Origin of the sequence: Ectopseudomonas oleovorans, from assembly GCF_003052605.1 — a bacterium.
Taxonomy (GTDB): Bacteria; Pseudomonadota; Gammaproteobacteria; order Pseudomonadales; family Pseudomonadaceae; genus Aquipseudomonas; species Aquipseudomonas oleovorans_A.
Genome location: NZ_QASO01000013.1, coordinates 1 through 22,403, shown reverse-complemented (window position 1 = coordinate 22,403; position 22,403 = coordinate 1). Strand labels below are relative to the sequence as shown.

23 protein-coding genes and 2 pseudogenes are annotated in these 22,403 nt (G+C 60.3%); 12 read left to right on the top strand and 13 right to left on the bottom strand.

The window, feature by feature from the left end; translation table 11 throughout:
* The first annotated feature begins 27 nt into the window (after positions 1-27).
* From DBO86_RS02570 to DBO86_RS02545, 6 genes are all read left to right on the top strand, one after another.
* Entirely contained in the window at positions 28-366 is a 339-nt protein-coding gene (locus DBO86_RS02570; protein WP_033869463.1) for a hypothetical protein, read from the top strand.
* A 101-nt stretch (positions 367-467) separates the two neighbouring features.
* Positions 468-1,724 carry a TolC family protein gene (locus DBO86_RS02565; protein ID WP_023911051.1) on the top strand — a complete coding sequence of 419 codons (1,257 nt, stop codon included), beginning with the start codon at positions 468-470 and terminating at the stop codon, positions 1,722-1,724.
* On the top strand, positions 1,721-3,202 hold the full coding sequence (locus DBO86_RS02560; protein WP_058198919.1) for an efflux RND transporter periplasmic adaptor subunit: 1,482 nt from the start codon (positions 1,721-1,723) through the stop codon (positions 3,200-3,202). Before DBO86_RS02565 ends, DBO86_RS02560 begins: the two co-directional genes overlap by 4 nt.
* On the top strand, positions 3,199-6,360 hold the full coding sequence (locus DBO86_RS02555) for an efflux RND transporter permease subunit (protein ID WP_108232899.1): 3,162 nt from the start codon (positions 3,199-3,201) through the stop codon (positions 6,358-6,360). The genes DBO86_RS02560 and DBO86_RS02555 overlap by 4 nt, the downstream gene beginning before the upstream one ends.
* Complete coding sequence (locus DBO86_RS02550) at positions 6,357-6,713, top strand: copper-binding protein (protein WP_003131925.1); 357 nt, start codon at positions 6,357-6,359, stop codon at positions 6,711-6,713. Before DBO86_RS02555 ends, DBO86_RS02550 begins: the two co-directional genes overlap by 4 nt.
* 206 nt (positions 6,714-6,919) lie before the next feature.
* Positions 6,920-7,825 (top strand): F510_1955 family glycosylhydrolase, encoded by a 906-nt coding sequence (locus DBO86_RS02545; RefSeq protein ID WP_031275450.1) that lies wholly within the window; start codon positions 6,920-6,922, stop codon positions 7,823-7,825.
* A 94-nt stretch (positions 7,826-7,919) separates the two neighbouring features.
* Here the strand turns inward: DBO86_RS02545 and DBO86_RS02540 are convergent, their stop codons facing one another.
* From DBO86_RS02540 to DBO86_RS02520, 5 genes are all read right to left on the bottom strand, one after another.
* Positions 7,920-8,582, bottom strand: a complete 663-nt coding sequence (locus tag DBO86_RS02540) for a methyltransferase family protein (protein WP_031275452.1) — start codon at positions 8,580-8,582, stop codon at positions 7,920-7,922.
* A 156-nt stretch (positions 8,583-8,738) separates the two neighbouring features.
* Positions 8,739-9,014, bottom strand: coding sequence for a hypothetical protein (locus DBO86_RS02535; protein WP_021702871.1), 276 nt, complete (start codon positions 9,012-9,014; stop codon positions 8,739-8,741).
* Positions 9,007-9,291: a hypothetical protein gene (locus tag DBO86_RS02530; protein ID WP_003131929.1), complete on the bottom strand. Its 285-nt coding sequence runs from the start codon at positions 9,289-9,291 to the stop codon at positions 9,007-9,009. The genes DBO86_RS02535 and DBO86_RS02530 overlap by 8 nt, the downstream gene beginning before the upstream one ends.
* Positions 9,292-9,326: 35 nt before the next feature.
* Positions 9,327-9,656, bottom strand: a complete 330-nt coding sequence (locus DBO86_RS02525; RefSeq protein ID WP_071543060.1) for a DUF2790 domain-containing protein — start codon at positions 9,654-9,656, stop codon at positions 9,327-9,329.
* A gap of 161 nt (positions 9,657-9,817) precedes the next feature.
* Entirely contained in the window at positions 9,818-10,147 is a 330-nt protein-coding gene (locus DBO86_RS02520; RefSeq protein WP_125896094.1) for a hypothetical protein, read from the bottom strand.
* Between the two features lie 504 nt (positions 10,148-10,651).
* On the opposite strand from DBO86_RS02520, the gene DBO86_RS02515 reads away from it, so the two are divergent.
* Positions 10,652-10,870 (top strand): GDCCVxC domain-containing (seleno)protein, encoded by a 219-nt coding sequence (locus DBO86_RS02515; protein ID WP_021702875.1) that lies wholly within the window; start codon positions 10,652-10,654, stop codon positions 10,868-10,870.
* 189 nt (positions 10,871-11,059) lie between these two features.
* Here the strand turns inward: DBO86_RS02515 and DBO86_RS02510 are convergent, their stop codons facing one another.
* Genes DBO86_RS02510 through DBO86_RS02500 form a run of 3 tightly spaced genes read right to left on the bottom strand, consistent with a single transcriptional unit; the run spans position 11,060 to position 14,146 of the window.
* Positions 11,060-12,379, bottom strand: a complete 1,320-nt coding sequence (locus DBO86_RS02510) for a three-Cys-motif partner protein TcmP (protein WP_003131931.1) — start codon at positions 12,377-12,379, stop codon at positions 11,060-11,062.
* 22 nt (positions 12,380-12,401) lie between these two features.
* Positions 12,402-13,145: a phage Gp37/Gp68 family protein gene (locus tag DBO86_RS02505; protein ID WP_003131934.1), complete on the bottom strand. Its 744-nt coding sequence runs from the start codon at positions 13,143-13,145 to the stop codon at positions 12,402-12,404.
* A 29-nt stretch (positions 13,146-13,174) separates the two neighbouring features.
* A complete protein-coding gene (locus DBO86_RS02500; RefSeq protein ID WP_003131935.1) occupies positions 13,175-14,146 on the bottom strand; it encodes a site-specific integrase in 972 nt (323 codons plus the stop codon).
* A 179-nt stretch (positions 14,147-14,325) separates the two neighbouring features.
* Here DBO86_RS02500 and DBO86_RS02495 point away from each other — a divergent pair, with 179 nt between their 5' ends.
* From DBO86_RS02495 to DBO86_RS02485, 3 genes are read left to right on the top strand one after another with little or no spacing between them, the layout of a single operon-like run.
* The gene (locus DBO86_RS02495) at positions 14,326-15,324 is read left to right on the top strand and encodes a DNA-binding protein (protein WP_023911060.1); all 999 of its coding nucleotides are present in this window, start codon (positions 14,326-14,328) and stop codon (positions 15,322-15,324) included.
* Between the two features lie 38 nt (positions 15,325-15,362).
* Positions 15,363-16,007, top strand: coding sequence for a DUF6036 family nucleotidyltransferase (locus DBO86_RS02490; RefSeq protein WP_003131939.1), 645 nt, complete (start codon positions 15,363-15,365; stop codon positions 16,005-16,007).
* Positions 15,988-16,467: a hypothetical protein gene (locus DBO86_RS02485; protein WP_003124105.1), complete on the top strand. Its 480-nt coding sequence runs from the start codon at positions 15,988-15,990 to the stop codon at positions 16,465-16,467. Before DBO86_RS02490 ends, DBO86_RS02485 begins: the two co-directional genes overlap by 20 nt.
* Positions 16,468-16,652: 185 nt before the next feature.
* Here the strand turns inward: DBO86_RS02485 and DBO86_RS02480 are convergent, their stop codons facing one another.
* Together DBO86_RS02480 and DBO86_RS02475 are read right to left on the bottom strand one after the other, a co-directional pair.
* Positions 16,653-16,973, bottom strand: a complete 321-nt coding sequence (locus DBO86_RS02480; protein ID WP_003124104.1) for a hypothetical protein — start codon at positions 16,971-16,973, stop codon at positions 16,653-16,655.
* A gap of 44 nt (positions 16,974-17,017) precedes the next feature.
* On the bottom strand, positions 17,018-17,404 hold the full coding sequence (locus DBO86_RS02475; protein WP_043503894.1) for an antitoxin Xre/MbcA/ParS toxin-binding domain-containing protein: 387 nt from the start codon (positions 17,402-17,404) through the stop codon (positions 17,018-17,020).
* Between the two features lie 630 nt (positions 17,405-18,034).
* Between DBO86_RS02475 and DBO86_RS02470 the strand changes: the two are divergent.
* Positions 18,035-18,404, top strand: a pseudogene (locus DBO86_RS02470) (IS3 family transposase); the annotation flags it as partial.
* Between the two features lie 266 nt (positions 18,405-18,670).
* Here the strand turns inward: DBO86_RS02470 and gshB are convergent.
* Positions 18,671-19,612, bottom strand: a complete 942-nt coding sequence (gene gshB, locus DBO86_RS02465) for a glutathione synthase (RefSeq protein WP_108232898.1) — start codon at positions 19,610-19,612, stop codon at positions 18,671-18,673.
* A complete protein-coding gene (gshA, locus tag DBO86_RS02460) occupies positions 19,609-20,901 on the bottom strand; it encodes a glutamate--cysteine ligase (protein ID WP_108232897.1) in 1,293 nt (430 codons plus the stop codon). The genes gshB and gshA overlap by 4 nt, the downstream gene beginning before the upstream one ends.
* Before the next feature lie 32 nt (positions 20,902-20,933).
* Here gshA and DBO86_RS02455 point away from each other — a divergent pair.
* Positions 20,934-21,218: pseudogene (locus tag DBO86_RS02455) on the top strand (integrase core domain-containing protein); the annotation flags it as partial.
* A 72-nt stretch (positions 21,219-21,290) separates the two neighbouring features.
* Here DBO86_RS02455 and DBO86_RS02450 read toward each other — a convergent pair.
* Entirely contained in the window at positions 21,291-22,214 is a 924-nt protein-coding gene (locus DBO86_RS02450) for a catechol 2,3-dioxygenase (protein ID WP_108232896.1), read from the bottom strand.
* Between the last annotated feature and the right edge of the window lie 189 nt (positions 22,215-22,403).

Sequence of the window (22,403 nt, the reverse complement as noted above, 5' to 3'; positions counted from 1 at the left end):
CTATCGACCTGGGCTAGACTCCGCCGCATGAAACGACGCCTGCACCTGCTGTTGCTCCTGCTGCTCAGCCTGACCCTTCCCCTGAATGGGGTCGCAGGTGTGCTCGCGTTTTCCGAACCTTGCCCCATGGAACAGCACGGCATCTCGATGGAGGATATGCAGGCTTCTTGCTGCGAAGACCATCAGCAGCAAATGTCCAGCGGCAAAGTCTGCAAGACCGGACAAGAGTGCAAGAGCAGCAGCATGCTGCAGGTTTCGGTCATCAAGACGCCTCTTCTGTTTTCTCGCTCCGTAGTAATCACTCCTACCCACGATTTCCTTCCAACCGCGTCCCCCTCTGGGGTGTGGCGTCCCCCCCGCGCCTGATTCCCGTGCCGACTTGAGTCCCGTTTCCCCCTCTTAGGCGGCGAGACGGTGTGCGTGTGCCCGTGTGGGTACGCGCCGGATCATCCACAGGAATCGTGAATATGAATCTCCGACGCTACTGCGGAGGACGCCTTTCGCTGGCCGCCCTCACGCTGTGCGCCCTGGCCGTGCCCGGCCTGGCCGCCGCCCTTACCCTGGACGAAGCCCTGCGCCTGGCGGAGCGCGAGGCACCGTCACTGGCTGCCCAGGCTGCCAACCAAGATGCCGCCATGCAGGCCGCCATTCCCGCCGGTGAATTACCGGACCCCAAGCTTGCCCTAGGTATCCAGAACTTTCCCATCGAGGGCGATGCCCGTGGCAGCCTCACGCGCGACTTCATGACCATGCAGATGGTCGGGGTCATGCAAGAAGTTCCCAACCGAGCCAAGCGCCGTGCCCGTGTCGAGGCTGCCCAGGCGGGCATCGACAGCGCCGATGCACTGGAGCGGGTCGAACGCCTCAAGGTGCGCCGTGAAACTGCGCTTGCCTGGATCGGCGGCTTCGCGGTCGAGCAGAAACTGCAACTGTTCCAGACTCTGTACGACGAGAATCGCCTGCTGGCCAAGGCCGTACAGGCCAGCTTGGCCGGCGGCCGTGGCCAGGCGGCTGACAGTTTGGCGCCCAAGCAGGAAGCAGCACTGCTCGCCGAGCAGGAAGATGAACTAGAACGCAACCGCACGCAGGCCCGCGCGGCCCTGCGCCGCTGGGTCGGGCCGGTGGCGGTCGAGCCGCTGTCCGGCTCTTGGCCGAGCTGGCGAGTCGATGACCTGCATTTCCGCCACAGTTTGGATCGTCACCCTGAGCTGCAGGCCTTCACGCCGATGACACAGGAGGCAGAGGCCCAGGTGCGTCTAGCCGAAGCGGACAAGAAACCCGACTGGAGCTGGGAGCTGGCCTACCAAAAACGTGGCGAGGCCTTTGGCGACATGGTCTCCGTGCAGTTCACCTTCGACCTACCCCTGTTCACCGCCAGCCGGCAGGACCCGAAGATCGCCGCCAAGCGCGCCGAAGTGCTGCGCCTGGAAGCCGAGCGCGAAGCCATGACACGGGAGCACGCGCAAGCGCTGGCCGACGATCTGGCCGAACACCGCCGCCTGGAGCGCGCCGTGGAGCGCAGCCGACAAACCCTGGTACCGCTGGCCGAGGAGAAGGTACGCCTGGCCATGGCGGACTACCGCGCCGGCCGTGGCGAGTTAATGGCGCTAGTGGCCGCGCGGCGCGAACTCATCGAGGCCCGCCTGAAACACATCGACCTTGAACAGCAACGTGCACAGACCAGTGCCCGCCTGTATTTCGCCTATGGAGAAAGTAGCCAATGAAGACTCGAATCTGGAAAGGCGCGTTGCTGACGGGCTTGGCGCTCGCCATTGGTGCAGCGGGCGGCTACTGGTTCGCTCAGCCCCTGGTGGAGGCCGGGGCCAGCATGGCCAATGCCCAGGAGTCCTCCGCACCGGACGAGCGCGAAGTGCTCTATTGGTACGACCCCATGTACCCGCAGCAGAAATTTGACCAACCCGGCAAGTCTCCCTTCATGGACATGGAATTGGTGCCGCGCTACGCCGGCGAGGCGAGTGACAGTGCCGCGGTCAGCATCGACCCAAGCGTCGTCCAGAACCTGGGCATGCGCCTAGCGACTGTCACCCGTGAACACTCGGTCACTGAGTTGGAAGTGGTCGGCAACCTAGCCTTCAATAACCGCGATGTCGCCGTGGTGCAGGCACGCAGCGGGGGCTTCGTCGAGCGCGTGTATCGGCGCGCGCCCGAGGACCTGCTGGCCGCCGGGGCGCCGCTGGCCGACCTACTGGTACCCGAATGGGCGGCTGTTCAAGAAGAGTTCCTGGCCTTGCGCGAGGTCGGTGAAAGAGCATTGTTGGACGCAGCCCGGCAGCGCCTGCGCCTGGCTGGGATGCCGCAGTCATTGATCGAGCGGGTCGAGCGTAGTGGCAAGGTCCAGGCCCTCTGGACGGTCACTAGCCCGATTGCCGGCGTGCTGCAGGAGCTCAATGTCCGCGAAGGCATGACCCTGGCCGCTGGCCAACCCTTGGCCACAGTCAACGGCCTGAGCAGTGTCTGGCTCGACGTGGCTGTGCCTGAGGCCGAAGCCGGCGGCGTACAGCTCGGCCAGCCGGTGGAGGCATACCTGCCCGCCTTCCCCGGTGAAGTGCTGGCGGGCACGGTGAGCGCCTTCCTGCCGCAGGCCAACCTGGATAGCCGCACGCTGCGCGTGCGGGTCGAACTGGATAACCCGACGGGCCGTCTGCGGCCAGGCATGACCGCCAAGGTTCGGCTGAGTCGCCCGAGCGAACAGAGAGCATTGTACGTGCCGAATGAAGCGGTAATCCGTACCGGCCGGCGTGCCCTGGTGATGCTGGTCGAAGGCGAGGGTCGTTATCGACCGGTTGAGGTCCGTCTTGGACGGGAAAGGACTGACAAGGCGGAAATTGTCGAGGGCCTGGAGGAAGGTCAGCAGGTAGTCGCCTCCGGACAGTTCCTGCTCGATTCCGAGGCCAGCCTGCGCGGGGTACTCGCCCAGGACCTCGCATCACCCGACGCTCAGCCGATGCAGGCCCTGCATGAGGCGGAAGGCAAGGTGGTCGAGATCGACAACGACTCGGTCACCCTGGCCCATGGTCCGTTCAAGACCCTCGGCATGCCTGGAATGACCATGACCTTTCCGTTGGCAGATCCGACTCTGCTGGAGGGCGTACAGGCAGGGGACTCGGTACACGTTGGCGTGCGCGAAACGGACGACGGCCTGTTGATCGAGCGGCTGGATAAGCTGGAGGTGCAACCATGATCGCCAAGCTGATCCGCTGGTCGGTGGCCAACCGCTTCTTGGTGCTGCTGGCCACCCTGTTCGCCGTCGGCTGGGGTGTCTGGTCGGTGCAGAACACCGCCATCGACGCGCTGCCGGACCTCTCCGATGTGCAGGTGATCATCCGCACGCCCTTCCCGGGGCAGGCGCCGCAGATCGTCGAGAATCAGGTGACCTATCCACTGGCCACCACCATGCTCTCGGTGCCGGGCGCGAAAACGGTGCGCGGTTATTCCTTCTTCGGCGACAGCTTCGTCTACGTGCTGTTCGAGAACGGCACCGACCTGTACTGGGCGCGTTCGCGGGTACTGGAATACCTCAGCCAGGTGCAGGCCCGTCTGCCTGCGGGCGCCGCGCCCGCCCTGGGCCCTGATGCCACCGGGGTGGGCTGGATCTATCAGTACGCCCTGGTCGACCGCACCGGCACGCATGACCTGGCGCAGTTGCGGGCGCTACAGGACTGGTTCCTCAAGTTCGAACTGAAGACCCTGGCCAATGTCGCCGAGGTGGCCACCATCGGTGGCATGGTCAAGCAGTACCAGGTGGTGCTCGATCCGATCAAGCTGGCCAGCCGCGGCATCACCCAGCAGCAGGTCGCTGAGGCAATTTCCAGGGCCAACCAGGAAACCGGCGGTGCGGTGCTGGAACTGGCCGAGACCGAGTTCATGGTGCGCGCTTCGGGTTACCTGCAGACGCTGAATGACTTTCGCGCCATCCCCCTGCGCCTGGACAGTGGCGGCGTGCCGGTGACGCTTGGCGAGGTTGCGCATATCCAGCTCGGCCCGGAAATGCGTCGCGGCATCGCCGAACTCGACGGCGAGGGCGAGGTAGTCGGCGGCGTTGTGATCCTGCGCAGCGGCAAGAATGCTCGCGAGGCCATCGCCGCGGTCAAGACCAAGCTTGACGAACTGGGCAAGAGCCTGCCCTCGGGGGTGGAGATCGTTACCACCTATGATCGCAGCAAGCTGATCGATCGTGCCGTAGAAAACCTCAGTCACAAGCTGATCGAGGAGTTCATCGTAGTCGCCCTGGTTTGTGCGCTGTTTCTCTGGCACCTGCGCTCATCCCTGGTGGCTATCGTCTCGCTGCCGGTCGGGGTGCTGATCGCCTTTATCGTCATGCAGCAGCAGGGGATCAACGCCAACATCATGTCCCTCGGCGGCATCGCCATCGCCATCGGCGCCATGGTCGACGCCGCGGTGGTGATGATCGAGAACGCGCACAAGAAGATCGAGGCCTGGCGCGAGGAACACCCGGGCGAGGACCTCAAGGGCGAACATCACTGGCACGTGATCACCGAGGCGGCGGTGGAGGTCGGCCCGGCACTATTCTTCTGCCTGCTGATCATCACCCTGTCGTTCATCCCGGTTTTCACCCTGGAGGCCCAGGAAGGCCGCCTGTTCGGTCCGCTGGCCTTCACCAAGACCTACGCCATGGCGGCCGCCGCCGGCCTGTCGGTGACCCTGGTGCCGGTGCTGATGGGCTATTGGATTCGCGGGCGGATTCCCAACGAGGAACAGAACCCGCTGAACCGCTGGCTGATTCGCATCTACCAGCCGGCCTTGGACGCGGTACTACGGCGGCCGAAAATCACCCTGCTGGTTGCGGTGCTGATTCTGCTCAGCGCGCTCTGGCCGATGAGCCGTCTCGGTGGCGAGTTCCTCCCGCCGCTGGACGAGGGCGACCTGCTCTATATGCCCACCGCGCTACCGGGGCTGTCCGCGCAGAAGGCGGCGCAACTGCTGCAGCAGACCGACCGCCTGATCAAGACGGTGCCGGAAGTCGCCCATGTGTTCGGCAAGGCCGGCCGTGCCGAAACCGCCACCGACCCCGCACCGCTGGAGATGTTCGAAACCACCATCCAGTTCAAGCCGCGCGAGCAGTGGCGACCGGGGATGACCCCGGAGAAGCTGGTGGAGGAACTGGACCGTACCGTACAGGTGCCAGGATTGGCCAACCTATGGATTCCGCCGATCCGTAACCGCATCGACATGCTCGCCACCGGCATCAAGAGCCCGATCGGCGTCAAGGTCGCCGGCAGCAACCTGGCGCAAATCGACGAGATGACCCAGGCGGTCGAACGGGTCGCCAAACTCGTGCCCGGAGTCAGTTCCGCCCTGGCCGAGCGCCTGACCGGCGGGCGTTACGTCGATGTGGATATCGACCGCGAAGCGGCGGCGCGCTATGGCCTGAATATCGCCGATGTGCAGGCGATCGTCGCCGGCGCCATCGGCGGGGCGAACATCGGCGAGACCATCGAGGGCCTGGCGCGCTTCCCGATCAGCCTGCGCTATCCGCGCGAGTGGCGCGATTCACTGGCAGGGCTGCGTGAGCTGCCGATTTATACCCCCCAGGGCAGCCAGATCACCCTTGGCACTGTGGCGCAGATCAGGATCACTGACGGTCCACCCATGTTGAAAAGCGAGAATGCGCGTCTGTCTGGCTGGGTCTACATCGACGTGCGTGGCCGTGATCTGGCTTCAGTGGTGGGTGACCTGCGCCAGGCCATCGATGATCAGGTCAAACTAGAGCCGGGCATGAGCCTGAGCTACTCCGGGCAGTTCGAGTTTCTCGAACGCGCCAATGCCCGGCTCAAACTGGTGGTGCCGGCGACCCTGGTGATCATTTTCGTCTTGCTCTACCTGACGTTCGCTCGCTTCAGTGAAGCCCTGCTGATCATGGCCACACTTCCCTTCGCACTGGTCGGCGGCATCTGGTTCCTCTACCTGCTCGGCTACAACCAGTCGGTGGCCACCGGGGTGGGCTTTATCGCCCTGGCCGGGGTCGCCGCCGAGTTCGGCGTGATCATGCTGCTGTACCTGAAGAACGCCTGGAACGAACGGCAAGACGCCGGCCGCACCGACGAAAGTGCGCTTATCGAGGCGATCCGCGAAGGCGCCGTGCAGCGTGTGCGGCCCAAGGCGATGACCGTGGCGGTGATCATCGCCGGCCTGCTGCCGATCCTGCTGGACAGCGGCACCGGCAGCGAGGTGATGAGCCGCATCGCCGCGCCCATGGTCGGCGGCATGGTCACCGCGCCGCTGTTGTCGTTGTTCGTCCTGCCGGCGGCCTATCGACTGATGCGTCGCCGCCAGACCTCTGAATTCATCCCCAACCAAGCAGAAGGAAAACTCGCATGAAGAACTACACCCTCCTAGGTGCTCTGACTCTGGTCCTCGGCCAACCGGTCTTTGCCGCCGAAATGCCTGCCATGCCCATGGACAAGATGCCCATGAAAGAAATGCAGATGGAGCAATCGGGGGCTATGGCAACCGCCCAGGCTTCCGGCACCGTCAAGGCCATCGACAGTCAGAAAGGCAGTGTCACCATCGCCCATGGCCCCGTGCCTGCCGTGAAGTGGCCGGCGATGACCATGGGTTTCAAGGCGACGCCCGAGCAACTGGCTCAAGTGCAGGTCGGCCAACAGGTGATGTTCGAGTTCAAGAGCGAAGGTATGACGGCGACGCTTCTGTCGATCAAGCCGATGCAGTAATAGCGCCAAGAATGGCCGGTCCGGTGAGCTATATCCTTTCGCCGGGCCAGTCTTTCGGATCAGTGATTTGACTCAACCATGGGTAACTGTGCTGCCATCCTCCCGTTGCTCCTTTGGTTTGGAGGTTGGCCCTAGGCGCCTGGATCAGGCGCCTCTTTTTTCGAAAGAGGCCTTGGCACAGATGGCCCTCACTTGGAGACGCGATGATGGCTCTGATATTCCTACTACGCGGCGCAGCTAGACTCGGGCTGCTAGCCGCCGTCACCATTGTCGCCGCCTGCGGCGATGCAGCGGTCACCCTAGAACATGTACACGGACTGGCGTTCAGCCCGGATGGTCAACAGCTGTCCATTCCCAGTCACCACGGCCTGGCCGTCTATAGCCAAGGGCGCTGGAGCAAGGCACCCGGACCTGCACACGACTATATGGGCTATTCGGTGACGCGCCAGGCGATCTACAGCAGCGGCCACCCAGCCCGCGGCAGCGGTCTGGTCAATCCGTTCGGAGTGATCAAGAGCAGCGATGGAGGGCGCACGTGGCAGCAACTGGGCCTACAAGGCGAGTCGGACTTCCACCTGCTGGCCAGCGGTTACGATAGCGCAACCCTATATGTCTACAACACCCGTCCGAATTCGCGGATGAGCGTCCCGGGCTTGTATTACAGCCGCAACGATGGAGCCAATTGGCAGCGCGCATCCGCGCAGGGAATTGGCGAGGCGCCGACCGCACTGGCGGTGCATCCGAGCGACCACCGGCTGGTCGCGGTGGCGACCGGAGCGGGCCTGTACCTGTCGCGCGATGCGGGTCAACGCTTCAGGGCGGTCGTCGAAGGCGAACAGGTAGTGAGCGTCACCTTCAGTCTTGATGGCAGCAGCCTATGGTTCGGTAGCTACGGCGACGCGGCCAAGCTATCCAGGCTGGATCTGAAGACGCGCGAGATTACCCCGCTCGGCGTGCCTGAGCTGGATGAGGACGCTATCGCCTATCTTGCACAGAACCCAGTCCAGCCAAAGGAATGGGCGACGGCGACCTTCAAACGTGACGTCTATCTATCAAAGGACGCCGGCACGACCTGGAGCGCGATCGCCAAAGCCGGTCAGACTCTGGAGTGATGCAGCCGCGGCTCAAAGGCAAGCAAGGAAGGCCGGGGCGACGCGGCATGGTTGTCCCGCGCAGAGGTGGGACGAAGTTTTCCGCAGCATCCGGCTATTTGGGATGGGGAAAGAACAGTGCGTGGAGAAACCGCCCCCACTCCTGCCGGCGTGGAAAGAACATCGGTAGGTGCCGGCGATAGGCTTGATAGGCCTCGCCGAACCGCGCCGTCAACACTGATTCTTCCCGCCTGGCCAGGTGAACATAGGCAAAGACGATCACCGGAAACAACAGCAAGGTGATGATCGTTGGCCAATGGATGATCTGACCGAAAACGGCCAGCATGATCCCTGTGTACTGCGGGTGACGGACCAGACTGTAGACGCCTTGGGTGGCCAACTGGCCCTCCAGGCTGGCGTAGTAGACCTGAACCCAGCCGCGGATCAACAGCATCAGACCAATGACGATGAATACTCCGCCCAGCAGCATTTCCAGCGTGGCGCCGAGGCTGCCGTAGCCCAGCAAGGTGGCCCAGAGATGCCCGGAATAGCCCGTCAGAGGAAGATCGATGCCCAGAAACCCCGTCAGCAGATAGATGGTCAACGGGAAGCCATACATCTCGGCGTATAACGCGATGATGAACGCTTGCACCAGGCCGGCGCCCGTCCACTCACGCCAGCTGCGTGGGGCGGCAAAGCGGTAGAGAAGCCAGGAGGCAATCAATACCATCACCAGCACCCAGACCCAGTGCCCGTAGTGCATGGCGAAGTCATTCATGGTCAGGCTCCTTCCTATCGATCGGCAGTGGAACTGTGTAGCGAAAATCTCGAAGCGTCCGGGTATCGACACCGCTGACGGTGCCGTACCCGGCGCCATTCACTTATTCCCCTCTACGCCGGAGGCTTTTAGAGGGGGTGGCAAGCAACGAGCTCTTTACTGCGCCTTGCTGTCGCCTTGACCCGCCTCCTTACTCATCTGCTTGTTCATGTTTTCCATCATTTCGTTGCAGTTCTTCATCATTGAATTCATCTCCTGCATCATTCCCATCATTGGCATTTTATTGCCGTCCATCATGTGCATGCCTTCTCCCATCATCATCTCGGAACCGCTCTTGGCGGTATCCTTGGACGCCTCGGCAATAGCAACGGAAGCCGTACCAAACGTTATTGCGGAGGCAAGTGCGGCGGTATAGATAAGGGCGTTACGCATGGCGGTTCTCCTGATCGACAACAGTGGTTTCGTTCATTCGGGTTAGCGATGATTGCTCTGGAACTTCTTGTTTGCAGGTCTCGCCACCCATGCTCTTCATGCAGAGCCAGACCATCACCAGGCACGGCAGAACAGAAAGCAGAACAGGCAGGGTGGCTACAGCAAACAGGCCGCCCAGGTTAAACAGCAGAGTGAACGCTACGGCAACCGCAAGTCCCGCAATCAGTGGGTGGTGCTGCAACAAGCCTTTTAGGTAAAGCGTCGTGTTCTTGATCATGGTGTAGTCCTCAAGGTTGGTTCAGGCGCATCCGCTCAATTATCAGAACAACCGCCGCCATAAATCTGATACTCCAAGGCCCGTGGGGCTCCGCTGCTGTCTTCGTACCGCATGATCGAAGGCACAACGCCGCACTCCTGGCTCGTATCGCTGATGGACAAGACCCGGGCAATATCCAGCTTCATCCCGTAGTGGTAGGTCTCGACCGGGATCTGCTGAATATCGCCCTGTACCCCTTGTATGGCTTGTTCCTGAGCGGCATGAGCCATACCTCCAGCCACGAGCAGCGCCACTGCAGCGAGTAGAGCTGTGGCTCGTCTTGTGCGTATCGATACAGGCACAAGCAAAAGTTTCAGTTTTTTCATTGGGCACTCTCCTCAAGCGGATAGCGGTCCCTGGCGATTCAGGGAATTGCTTCCGCATGCTTGTCGGCATGAACAACAATCAAAATGTCGGCGACCATATCCAAATTTTTTCGTCTAAACAGACGCCCAGCGGACGTCAACGAATAGCTTCAGATACAGCTTCAGAGATTGATCAGAACAGTCTGCTTAGGAGGAAAAGGATCGGGAGCGACGGCCATGCGGCCAAGGAGGGAGGTGTAATAATCGTGTTGCGGCGAAGTGTTGACGGGCGATGAGTCGACAATGCTTGTTACTGCTCCAGTATAAGAGGCAGCGCAACTGATCGAGCAGGACATTTGATCATCCATGTAAGGACACAAACCGCCTACTTGCGTGTCGGTCTCAGTCTGCATTCCTTGCATGACCAAGCAATTGAGGGATGAACTCGCCGACCCAGGGTTGAATTCCTGGGTGCTGCCATGGGCTGCCCCCATAAACAGAAGCAGCGCCATGAGCAGCTTGATTAGCGTTCTATCCCGTCTTCGAGTCATCACAATTATCATTTCCTCAATTCAGAGGAGCAGCTTAGTTACTGGTTCTTACGTTAGTTCAAAATCCGTCCTGTGACGAATGATGCGAAGGAGCTGATGGGCCACATTCAAATGCGAGGCTTGTGTGCCGATCACTAGACTTCAGTAGTAGCGTAATCCTTACCATGGTGGCAAGGTCAAGCGCTGATCAGACATTCCGGGAGATGGTGGATGAGGTGGACCCGGCTCAGAGGCACGTTATATGACGCTGAAGGTTGCCGGCACCTCTGCGAGGTTTCGAGCATCAGGCCTTTTGGAACCTATATGCCCATTTTTATGAAGCGTATATATCGCATTCGCACGCTGGAGGAGGTAGGCCGAACGGTCATCGCAGTAGCCCTCGACGGGCGTGCTTGCTCTCGGCGACACACTGCGGGCGGATGCTGTCGAGGCGGTCAGTGCGCAGCGCAAGATGGTCTGCGCACGGTGCTGCTCACCGGCGACAACGAGCTCACGGCGACCTGCCCGCTCTGCGGCTTCGCCAAGCCGGAAACCATGCCCGCGGACGCCTGCCAGTTCTATTACGAGTGCAGCAACTGCAAGGCGCTGCTGCGCCCCAATCCGGGGGAATGCTGCGTGTTCTGTTCGTTCGGCTCGGTGAAGTGGCCGCCGATCCAGCAGCAGCTGCGTGGGTGTTGCCCGTAGAGCTCGGGTGGATTACAGGTCGTAGTCAGGGTTGCGCAGCGGACGCAGCTCGCCGCGGGCGACCTCTTCCGGTACCGCAAAGGACATACCGACCGAGTATGTTGATGTGTTCGTAGATCAGCGGCGACAGCCGGGCCACATCCTCTTCCAGTACCGGGTAAGCCCCAAGTTTCATGCCGTTGCTCGGTCTCAAGACTCATCCACCTTCGCTTTCGGAGGCGGTGGCAGAAAGAAAAAGGGCCGCTGGGGTGGGGCCACTAGGGTATCGGTTATCTTGATACTGCTGCCCTTGCGGCGTTTTTTCTTACCGTCCTTGTCCACGGCGAGGAGATCACCATTGGAGACTGCAATATCCAGAGCCTGCTTCACCCGTGACTCGTCCGCCATCGTGTAATTGGCAAGCCCACTCATTAGGCTTCCAAACGATTGCTGTTCAACCTCGTAAACCTGCTTGGGCAGCAACTCCGACAGTTCACCTCGGATGCGGGTATCCGTGACGATATCGAACTGATGCTCCTCCTCGAATATCAGCTCTTGCTGATCCGTCACCTTGATGTCGCGATTGGCGTCATAGCCAAAGAAGCATGAGGGAGACAGCATGTGGGAGAAGTTGTTGCCGTACTTCCAGTGGATCTTCTTCATCACGTCATTGGCGCGGTAGCTCTTCGCCAAGTGGATGAACCAGTACGCCATGGGGTTGGCGCCCACGGGGCGGATGAAAAAGATGGTCATGAACGGTGCGCCGGTTTCCTCCTTGATCCCGTCGGATAGGCAGCGTTGAATCAGGTACTGCCAATCGCGCGGGTTATGCGCCTTCAGGTGCTTAAGCATGTCCCATGGGATATGCCGTTCCAAGTCGATATTGGAGATGGCCTTTCGATTGGCCTGGCGGTCGGAGAGATAGGCCACCAGGAAGTCGACATTGAAGGTCAGCAGCACCTCGGCATTGGCTATGTTCTGAAAGATCCATTTGATCTTGGAGAACGGCACGTCGCTGTAGCCGTACTGATCCAGCAGAAACAGAACCCGCTCGCTCATGCCGAACGATTTGAGGTTGTGGGCGATCGCCGGTAACGCCTGGGTGAACTCGGCGGTATGCAGGTGTACATCGCGGCCGAAGCGCTGGCTGTGGCCTCGGCTGGCCAGGACGGCGTGCAGACAGTCGATGTTGTCTTTCTTCACATCGACAAAATAATGCTGGGAGCGGATGGGACGGGGTTTAATACGGCCAAGGTTATTGCGAACTTCGGATTCTTGAATTGCCTCCAGGGCGATCACCGGCGATCCGAAGTGCTTGCCACCCGCGTCATCGTTGTAGATACCACCGCCACTAAAGCCATCGACGACCGACAGGCCCAGCGCAGGCATCTGCTGATTGCGCATCAGGACATCAATGTAAGTCTGAATGTACTCATCGATGATCTGGTGTTTGATCTTGCTGTGCGGGTCGATGGTTGGAAAAGTCTGGCTCGCCCAATCCCACCGGTATTTTTCGTCATCCTTGGCCATCGAGTAGTCCTTGTCGTGGTGATCAGGCGAGGTTGAGCAGCGGGATCTCATCCCAGGTTTGGCCATTCAGGAGCCGGCCGTTGGCTTTCTTCGAGCGTTTAACGCCATCGGCTCCCCAACCGCCCCATTGTTTGAAGAAGAAGGCCGAACCGAATTCATCGCACTGGCGATGAATGTTGTCGACCCATTCCTCCTTCATGGGACGCGCCTTGCCACCCGACTCACCGCCAACGATGACCCAGTGGATGTCGGTCAAATCCAACTCGCCCAGATCCTCCAGCAAGGGTTCGGCCGAGAGGAAGCGGATTGTTGCGTCTATGCGGCGCAGGCAGTCTATGCGCGGCACGCCATAGGCTTTGTCCTCGACCGATACTCCCAGCCAGGCGTTCACGGGCGGAGTCCGCTGGCTGAAGTAGTCGGCCAAGCGCTCGGCACGCTTGGTGAGAATCTGGAAGGTGTGTTGAGACGCCTGGCGAATCACCTCGAACACCTGGTCGATGTACTCGTCCGGCACCTGCTCGTGGAACAGGTCGGACATCGAGTTGACAAAGTAGATGGTCGGTTTCTTGCGCTGCAGCGGTTCCTGAAGCTTTTCCGGCCGCAGGCTCAGGCGGAAACCGTTCTCGTAACCCGGCGTGCCCATGGCTTGCAGGCGGTGGGCCATGTTCTCGGCATAGCAGTGTTTGCAACCCGGCGATACCTTGGTGCAGCCCACCACCGGGTTCCAGGTCATTTCCGTCCATTCGATGCTGGTCTGCGTACTCATTGCACCTTCACTCCTGTCGTGCGTCGATGTTAGTGAGAAGCTGGCAGTTGCGTCAAAGTGCCAGTAATCAGTTCAAGGGCGGGTTTCGCCGCCAGGCCGCCAAAGGAGATGGCGGGGTCGATGTAGCGCATGGCCGACTTGATGTCCTTCCAACCCACGTAGGTCATCAGCGCCTTGAGATCCCAGCCGTTGGCCGTGGCCCAGGTGGCGAAGCCACGGCGCAGCGAATGGCTGGTGTACAGCTCAGCCGGTATCCCGGCGCGCTGTAGGATGTGCCGTAACAAGCTGATCAGGCTGCCAGGATGCAAGGCCTCGTCGCTCAGCCGCCCCCAGCGATCCAGCCGGCGGAACACTGCGCCGCGGGTGATGCCGGCAACACTGATCCAGTCGAGATAGGCCTGTACCGGGCAGAGGCGTTTCAGGGCCGGTGCGTAATGGGTCGTGCCGAGGTTTTCCCGGTCACCCTTGCTCTGCGGCAGGAACAGGCTCATGCCAGCACCGGCCTCGGCCTGGATATGCTCGACCTGCAGTCGACAGAGTTCGTCGCTGCGAAAGCCGCGCCAGAAGCCGATCAGCAGCAGCGCCGCATCGCGCCGACTGCGCAGCAGGCTTGTCAAGTTTCCGGACTGCCGAGCCCGTTCGGCTTCCTGATTCAGCCAGTGAACCGCCTGCTCCAGGTGTTGCAACTGCAACGGTGCAGCCTGCTTCGTTTGCGCCGGATGCAATGTGCGGATGCCTTTGAGCACCTGTCGCACCGTGGGCGTCTTGGTCGGATCAGGAAAGCCCTGGGCGATATGCCACTGGGCCAGGGCGGCCAGGCGCTGTTTGAGCGTGCTAAGGCTTAGGGTGTCGGCGTAGTCCACCAGGTAGCGCACGATGCTGTCGCTGGTGGCGGGCAGGAAGCCGCACCAAGTCACTTCGAAGTGCTCGATGGCCGATTGGTAGCTGCGGCGAGTGTTTTCCCGCGTACCGGCTTGCAGATAGCGACCGACATCCTTCATCGCCCGAGATTGCCCTTTGTGTACTGGAAAACGGTTGTCAAGCGACCGTTTTTGCCATCTGATTAAATAATGCTCCATTATTTTATCTGATTTATTTGCTTTAAACGCGCTTTACATCAATTAAATATAGTATGTAAATACATAGTATGTAATATAATACGAAATCGTAGGAGCAGATCATGGCCCGCGGCGGCATCAACAAGGCACTGGTTCAGAAGGCGCGGCAGGCAATTCTGGCGCGGGGCGAGAACCCCAGCATCGACGCGGTAAGGGTCGAACTTGGCAATACCGGCTCGAAAACCACCATTCACCGCTACCTGAAAGAGCTCGAAGACGCCGAGCGCGGCCGAGATACGGCCTCGATCCCGCTCAGCGAACAGCTGGCCAATCTGGTCGGCCAACTGGCAGATCAGTTAAAGGAAGATGCGCAGGCGGCCGTGGCCCAGGAGCGCGAACAACTGGCACATGACCGGCTTGATTTCCAGAACCAAGCGCGGCTGGCCGAAAGCCGAATCCAGCAATTGGAAAGTCAGTGCAGCGGGCTCACAGAACAGCTCCAGGTTGTCCAGCACGCGCTACAGCAGGAGCAGCAGCGACGCCAACAGGGCGAGGTCGAGAATGCCCGCCTGTTGCAGGCCAACCGCGACCTGGAGGAGCGCCTGCAAGACCGCGATGGGCAGATTCGCTCGCTAGAGGAAAAGCATCAGCACGCACGTGACGCCTTGGAGCACTACCGCCAAGCCAGCAAGGAGCAGCGTGAGCAGGAACAACGTCGACACGAGTCGCAGATGCAGCAACTGCAACTAGAGCTACGGCAATTGCAGCAGACCCTGATCGTCAAACAGGACGAGTTGACCCAACTGAACCGCGACAATGCGCGCCTGCTCGCAGAAGCGCGGCAGTTGCAAAAAGAGCAGCATGCGCAGCAACAGCTACTGGCACAGAAAGCTCAGGCCCTGGAGGCCTTGCAAAACACGCTGACCGGCGCCGAGCGCTTGAATGAAACCCTGGAACAGCGTTGTCGCACATTGCATGAGGAGGTGTCCCGGCTGGGTGAAGCCTCCGCGATCCAGACGCAACAGGCGCAAGGCCTGCAGGAGCGCCTGATCGAAGCCACTGCACAGCTGAAGCTACTCGGGGCGCCGCTTGCGAACAGCGATGGCGCACGTAGCCCATGAACCGGCACACTGAGCCTATGCGCTGAGTGGAGGTGAAGATGACACTACTTGAGACTGCCAGTGAGGGGGCTGCGGAACCTGTCCGCTTGACTACGCCGCTGGGCCAGGCCATTGGTAATCTGTTCGCCCGGGCCTTGCCGCTACTGAATGGCAATCCGCCAGGCTCGCTCAAGGTCTTCATCTTCGGCGGCTGCGCGGTGCACCTGCTCACCCATGCGCGTGGTAGTGCGGACATCGATGCGGAGATCGAGGCGGCCCGTGTGCTGCGTAAGGAAGAGATCATGGCCGTCTATACACCGCCAGAGGGTTATGAGGACAGCGACGGCCGCGACTTGCAGGTGTACTTGGATCAGAACTACACCAATGCCCTCGGGCCATTGCACGAGGACTACCGTGAGCGTGCCATCCCCATGCAGGGTTTCGAGGGTGAGCAGCCGCTGCATGTTTTCGTTGCTGCCGGCGTGGATCTGGCAATATCCAAGCTCGGCCGCTTTACGGAAAACGATCAATCTGATATCGAACAGCTCATCGAATGCGGCCGTGTCGATGTCGGCCAGTTTGTTACACTGGCAACAGAGGCAATCGATTATGCTGTGGGCAACCGAAGCGCAATGCTAGGCTGCCTGAAACTGGTCACAGCGAAGTACCTGGAGGATCGGCGAGATGCCACGTCTGGATCGTAAACAAAGCTTTGGCGCGCTCCTGGAGACTGTCACTCAGCAGCGCCTTAGCCAAGTTGCGTCCGATGCTCTCGTGGAGCTCGCCAAGCAGTTGTGGTACGAAGAGCGCGACCTCGTGCCGGTATTGCAGCGTGAAGTGGCGGGCAAGCTGCGCCAGCCTGAACAGAAGCTGCGTGCCCTCTATCTGGTCGACCTGCTGCGTCGCTTTCCCTGTGTATCAACGGACAAAGCCGCGCGCCTAAAAGGCTTTGTCAGCAGCTGGTCGAACCTGAAACCGGCAGAACGCTCGCCGCGGGCGACCCAGTTGGTCTCTCGCTACAAGCTCGACAAGCTGGCCTATGAGTGGGGGCTGGAAGAAGACGTCAGCAAGCAGATGCAGGATGTTCTGGCTTTCCAAACCCGCCATTACGCCGCCACTCAGGGCGTGAAGACGGGCTATTCAGAGCCAGCGCCCATCGGCTAGCAGCCGGGCACGGCAAAATGGACGCGGAATGGCCAACTCGAATGACGACCGAAGATTCGCTGATCTAACACACGAGGCATTAGCTGATGTGAGCGAGGGTTTGGTGATCGATCACGCATTGGTCGAGACCTGGGCCCAGAGCCTTGATACCGACACCCCAGTGCCTTTGCCAACTCCAGATCGGCCTACTTAATTCGCAGCAGGCCGAACTCATCCTGAGCGGTATCGGGCTCCTCATCAAACATGGTGTTGACCATGCGCTTGCGGCGAAGATGGCTCAGGGTTCTGAAGAAGCAGACTTCGCACAGCCGAACCTCATAACGCTCACCGTCGTGCTTGGAACCATGCCCCCAGTTTGCCTGAAGGGTTCCAAACTGTTGGCCATAGCCTTCTGCGCGAATGCTCTGGCAGCAGACATCACAAGTGATGTCTATGACCGTTTCAGGCGGTGGAGTATTGGTATGCTCCATGGTCAGTACCTCCAGCTGCGGGCGGGCGGTGGCCATCCAAACCTTAGAATCGCTTCACTGCTCCAGAACTCCGATAAGGGTCACACTGGCAGGCCATATTCAATCGCATGAATAGCCTGCTGCACGGCGCGCGTACCAGCTTCTGTTGCCAACAGTTCGACCGGCCTCTCATTGGCCAACACCACATTCGGTGCCGTTAGCCAGCGGAGTGCACCTTCTAGGTCCCCTTCGTACAGCTCCAGTAGCGCATCGAGAGTCTCGACAAGGCGACAGAAAACCTCACTTGCCTGCAAAGACATTGCCGCACTGAGGGAGGATACTCCGACCCATTCCGCTATCTGGACGGGCGATCGCCCAAGCGCCTGGGCCAGATCAGAGACCAACGAAGCAGGCAGACCCGTCAGTACCGCCACATGCAAGCGGTAGTGGCCTCTCGGCAAAACCAGCCTGTCGTAGAGCTTGTCCATAACATCCCCCTGAACAATGCGTGCCATAGGTTTTGGGCATATGGGCCAATCATTGCTCCCAGCATTGTTGTCGTACTGGCCAGCCTCATTCTCTCACAGCCGGTCCAAACCAGTGCCCAGACGAGGATGCCAGGCTGCTAACGGCTAGCGGGGGCGCAATACCCAGACGTGCGAAACAAGTCTGACAGGGAGGGGAAGCCTCAAGTCACAGGGAGCAGCCTAGCTGCCGCTCTAGGACGGTCTTTATAGTCAATTATAGAGTGATTATAGAATCATTCATTCCGGCTGCCTGATTTGCCGCGACCGGTTCAACTGAAGGATCTTCTGAGGTTGTTAATCGACCTCATTCCTAAGCATCAGGGAACTGTTTGTTCCTACACCTGTAACCCACGTCGGCACCAACCATGTTTTCCTCGCCGTGTAGCAGCGATCGACCTGGGTGACACACGTCAGAATCGCCGCATCGCGATACCCATGTGGTTTTTTAAAATTGTGATATTAATCATATGGATAGAGGGGAAGTGAGTGAATTTTCCCCTTATCTCGGCATGACCCCAGAAGCACAAGATCGGCTGGTAGCTGTCGGGACTCGATGGATTGCTTCAGGGGCGGGTACATTCTCTGCCGAGCATCTGCTTGGAGAACGATTTTTTGAGGGCGCGCTCACCAAGGCGGGACTGCTGAGCGCAATGCGATGATCGACCGCAAGCATAATCCACCGATGAGCCGGCAATGCCGGATTCTCGATCTGGCGCGCTCCTCCGCCTACTACCAGCCGCAGCCGGTGTCGGCTCGCGATCTGCTGCTGATGCGGCGGATCGACTAATTGCACCTAGAGTATCCATTCGCCGGCAGCCGCATGCTGCGCGACATGCTACGTTACGACGACAGCCATAGGATCGGCCGCAAGCACGTCGCCACTTTGATGCGGAAGATGGGCATCGAGGCGCACTACCGCGAGCCGAACACAAGCAAACGGCATGCGACACACCCGATCTACGCCTAACCTAGTTCAACCACCAGCGACTGTTGGCGCCCATCGGATACATCCCGCCCGCCGAGGCTGAGCAACGGTATTATCTGCAACTCGCCCAATAGGCTGAACCCGTCTGTACTTAAACCATGGTACCTCTACCCAGGGCGATTCAAGGTGACCTTCTCCAACATGCAAAAATCACTTGTCTCCAGGAGGCATCCATATAAGTTTCCCTAAGTTGGCTTGGCGCAAAAAAGCCGGGTAGGTCACACTGTCCAGAATCCCGGGGATCAGCGGCAGCGAGCCTCGAGGGCGTCGACGAACAAGCCGGCCACCGGCACGCCGGCCTGGGCAGTGATCTCGACGAAGCAGGTCGGGCTGGTGACGTTGATTTCGGTGAGGTAGTCGCCGATCACATCCAGGCCCACCAGCAACAGGCCGCGCGCGGCCAGGATGGGGCCCAGGGTTTCGGCGATTTCCCGGTCGCGGGGCGACAGGGGCCGGGCCACGCCGCTGCCGCCGGCGGCCAGGTTGCCGCGGCTTTCGCCGGGCTTGGGAATGCGTGCCAGGGCATGCGAGACCGGCTTGCCGTCGATCAGCAGGATGCGCTTGTCGCCTTCGCGGATGGCCGGCAGGTAGCGCTGCGCCATGATCGTGCGGCGGCCCAGATCGGTCAGCGTCTCGACGATGACGTTGCGATTGGGATCGTCGCGCTTCACGCGAAAGATCGAACTGCCGCCCATGCCATCGAGGGGCTTGAGGACCACGTCGCCCAGTTCATCGATAAAGGCGTGGAGATCGGCCGCATCACGGGCCACCAGGGTGGTGGCGGTGAATTGCGCAAACTCGGTGATGGCAATCTTTTCCGAGTGGTCACGGATCGCCCTCGGATTGTTGAAGACGCGCGCCCCGGCGGCGACGGCCCGCTCCAGCAGCCAGGTGGCGGCGACGTATTCGAAGTCGAAGGGCGGATCCTGGCGCATCAGCACCGCGTCGTAGGCGGTCAACAGCTGCGTCGCGGTTTCTGCGGCGGAAAACCAGTCATGGTCGTCGTCGTGCAGCGCGATGCGGGTCGCCGCCGCGGCGACCACGCCTTCGCGCCAAATCAGCGCCTCACGCTGGATGGCCCATACCTCGTGGCCGCGCCGGGCGGCCTCGCGCATCATCGCCACGCTCGAATCCTTGTAGGCCTTGAGCGCCGCCAGAGGATCGAGGATGAACGCGAACCTCATTGCGCCTCCGGATTGCTGCGCTCGAGCTCGAGCGAGGCCGCCAGCAAGGCGAGGCGCCCCACCACGCCGTAGGCGAAGAAGCGGTTGGGCGGCGCATCCGGCGACAGGGCGCAGTCGGGCAGCGAGCAATGGGTCTCGAAGGCGAGGGGCTTGAAGGTCATGCCCGGGGCATTGAGGTTCTCGTCGACACCGCGGGCGGTATTCACGCGGTAGAAGCCGCCGACCACGTAGCGATCGATCATGTACACCACCGGCTCGGCGCTGCCGTCGTCCACGGTCTCGAAGGTCGGCACGCCTTCCTGGGTGATGACCTCGGTGACCTGCAGGCCTTCCTTGCCGACGCTCATCTTGTTGCGCTGCTTGCGGTTGAGGCCCTTCACTTCGCTGGCGTCGTACACCGTCATGATGCCCATGCCGTAGGTGCCGGCGTCGGCCTTGACGATGACGAAGGGCTTGCTGTCGATGCCGTATTCCTTGTACTTGGCACGCAGGCGGAACAGCAGCATGTCAACGTTGGCCGCCAGGCATTCCTCGCCGGTGCGCTCGTGGAAATTGATCTGGCCGCAGGTGCCGTATTCCGGATTGATCAGCCAGGGATCGAAGCCCTGCGCCGCCGCGAACTGCGTCGCCACTTCCTGGTAGGCAGCGAAGTGGCGCGACTTGCGGCGCAGGTGCCATCCGGCATAGAGCGGCGGAATCACGTACTGCTCGTGGATGTTCCGCAAAATCTCCGGCACGCCGGCCGAAAGGTCGTTGTTGAGCAGCACCGCGCAGGGGTCGAAGTCCTCGAGGCCGAGGCGGCGCCCGCCTTCGCCGATGCGGCGCAGCGGCTCCAGGGTCAACTTTTGACCATCAGGCAGATCGAGCGTGGTCGGCACCGTGATGTCGGGCAGCAGGGAGCCGATGCGCACGTTGAGGCCGGTGTGGCGCAGGATGGCCGCCAGCCGCGCCACGTTCTGCAGGTAGAACTGGTTGCGGGTGTGGTTTTCCGGCACCAGCAGCAGGTTGCGCGCCTCGGGGCAGATTTTCTCGATGGCCGACATGGCCGCCTGCACGCACAGCGGCAGCAGGGCCGGGCTCAGGTTGTTGAAGCCGCCGGGGAACAGGTTGGTGTCCACCGGCGCCAGCTTGAAGCCGGCATTGCGCAAATCCACCGAGCAATAGAAAGGCGGCGTGTGGTCGAGCCACTGGCTGCGCAGCCATTGCTCGATGGTGGTCTGGTTGTCGAGGAAACGCCGCTCGAGGTCGAGCAGCGGCCCGCTCAGGGCGGTAGCCAAATGGGGGACCATATCGTTATCTGTCTCAGTGCTGTTCTTGTGCCGACCTTTGGGCCTACCACCACGGAACGCGCATCGACTTCAGCCGGCCGGGAAAACCGACGGACAACGCCTTCGTGGAGACCTTCAATGGCTCGTTCCGCGACGAATGCCTGAACGTCCATTGGTCCGAATCCCTGGAGCATGCCAAACAGGTGATCGAGGCGTGGCGACAGGACTACAATGAGAGTCGGCCTCACATGGCTCTCGGCAATCTTCCGCACGCCAAGTTTGCTTGGCGGACGGACTTTTTGAACGGGTCATCACGACCCAAAAACGCCGAAGGCTAACCTTTCGCCTGGCCCGAAAAAGCCGAGCACATCACATGCCGTTCGTCTGTTCTCTCGCCCGGTCGTCTGAAATCAAGTGAGGACGGTCAGGAAGCGCTCGTTAAGGGCTCGGCTATGGTAAAAGACGGCCTTGCCAAGCGAGTCCTCGGTCCAAGTGACCGGAGGATGATCGGGATAGTGGTAGTCGCCACCTGCAAACACCTCTAGGCGATTTCCCGAAGGGTCAAAGAAATAGATTGTCTTGCCATGAGTCAAACCGTGGCGCGTCGGACCGGCATCGAGTGCAGTATCTGTCATCGATATCAGGTCGGCTGCGCGTAGGACATCGTCCCAGGACTCCAGGTGAAAGGCGACGTGATGAAGCTTCGCTGGATCTGCGTGTTCGATGAATGCTACATCATGAGCCTTCATTCCAATTGATAGGAATCCGGAAAGGCGCGTCCCTCGCTCATCGATGACCTGCTCTGAAAGGTCAAAACCCAATATATTGCGGAACAGTTCAATACTCCCGGCGATGTTCGGACCGTATAGCAGGCAATGATCGAAACGAGTCGCTTTCATGCCCTTGAGTCCGCGTGGCCAAGCCTCCGGGTTAGTGTTACTGATCCCCCATTTTCCAGTCTGCTCTTTCGTGGAGAAGATTTCAAAGATGTGACCGGTCGGCGAATCAAATTGAATACGCCGTCCGCAGCCTCTCAGTTCGTTGGCCGGCATTTCCTGAACCTTGCATCCGAACCGAATCAGTTCGTCACGCAGGTCATCAACGATTCGATCGTTGAGGCATTTGAAGGATACAAAGTCCATCCCGGAAGTTTCTGCTTCACGTAGGACTACGGAAAACTTGTCTACTTCGGTCCAACCCTTCAAATAGACTCGGCCGACCTCGTCGCGGTCGACCTCGATAAGGCCGATGAGATCGCGGTAATAGGCGAGAGCCTCTTCTAAGTCAAGCACGCGAAGTTGAATATGGCCGGGACGCATGACGCCTTTTTTCATTTCTCTGTCTCCTTTTCTAACACTTTGTGGTTGATGAATACAAGAAAGGCTACGTATCCTTTAAGCAAGATGTATGGCGGCTCATTCTGTTACTGGCACCAGTCGGGATTCGGCATCCCTCAAATGGCTCCGTCGTTGTGAGCTGAACCAACGTGAATCGAGATCGCTACCTCTCGTGCCGCTCTCAAT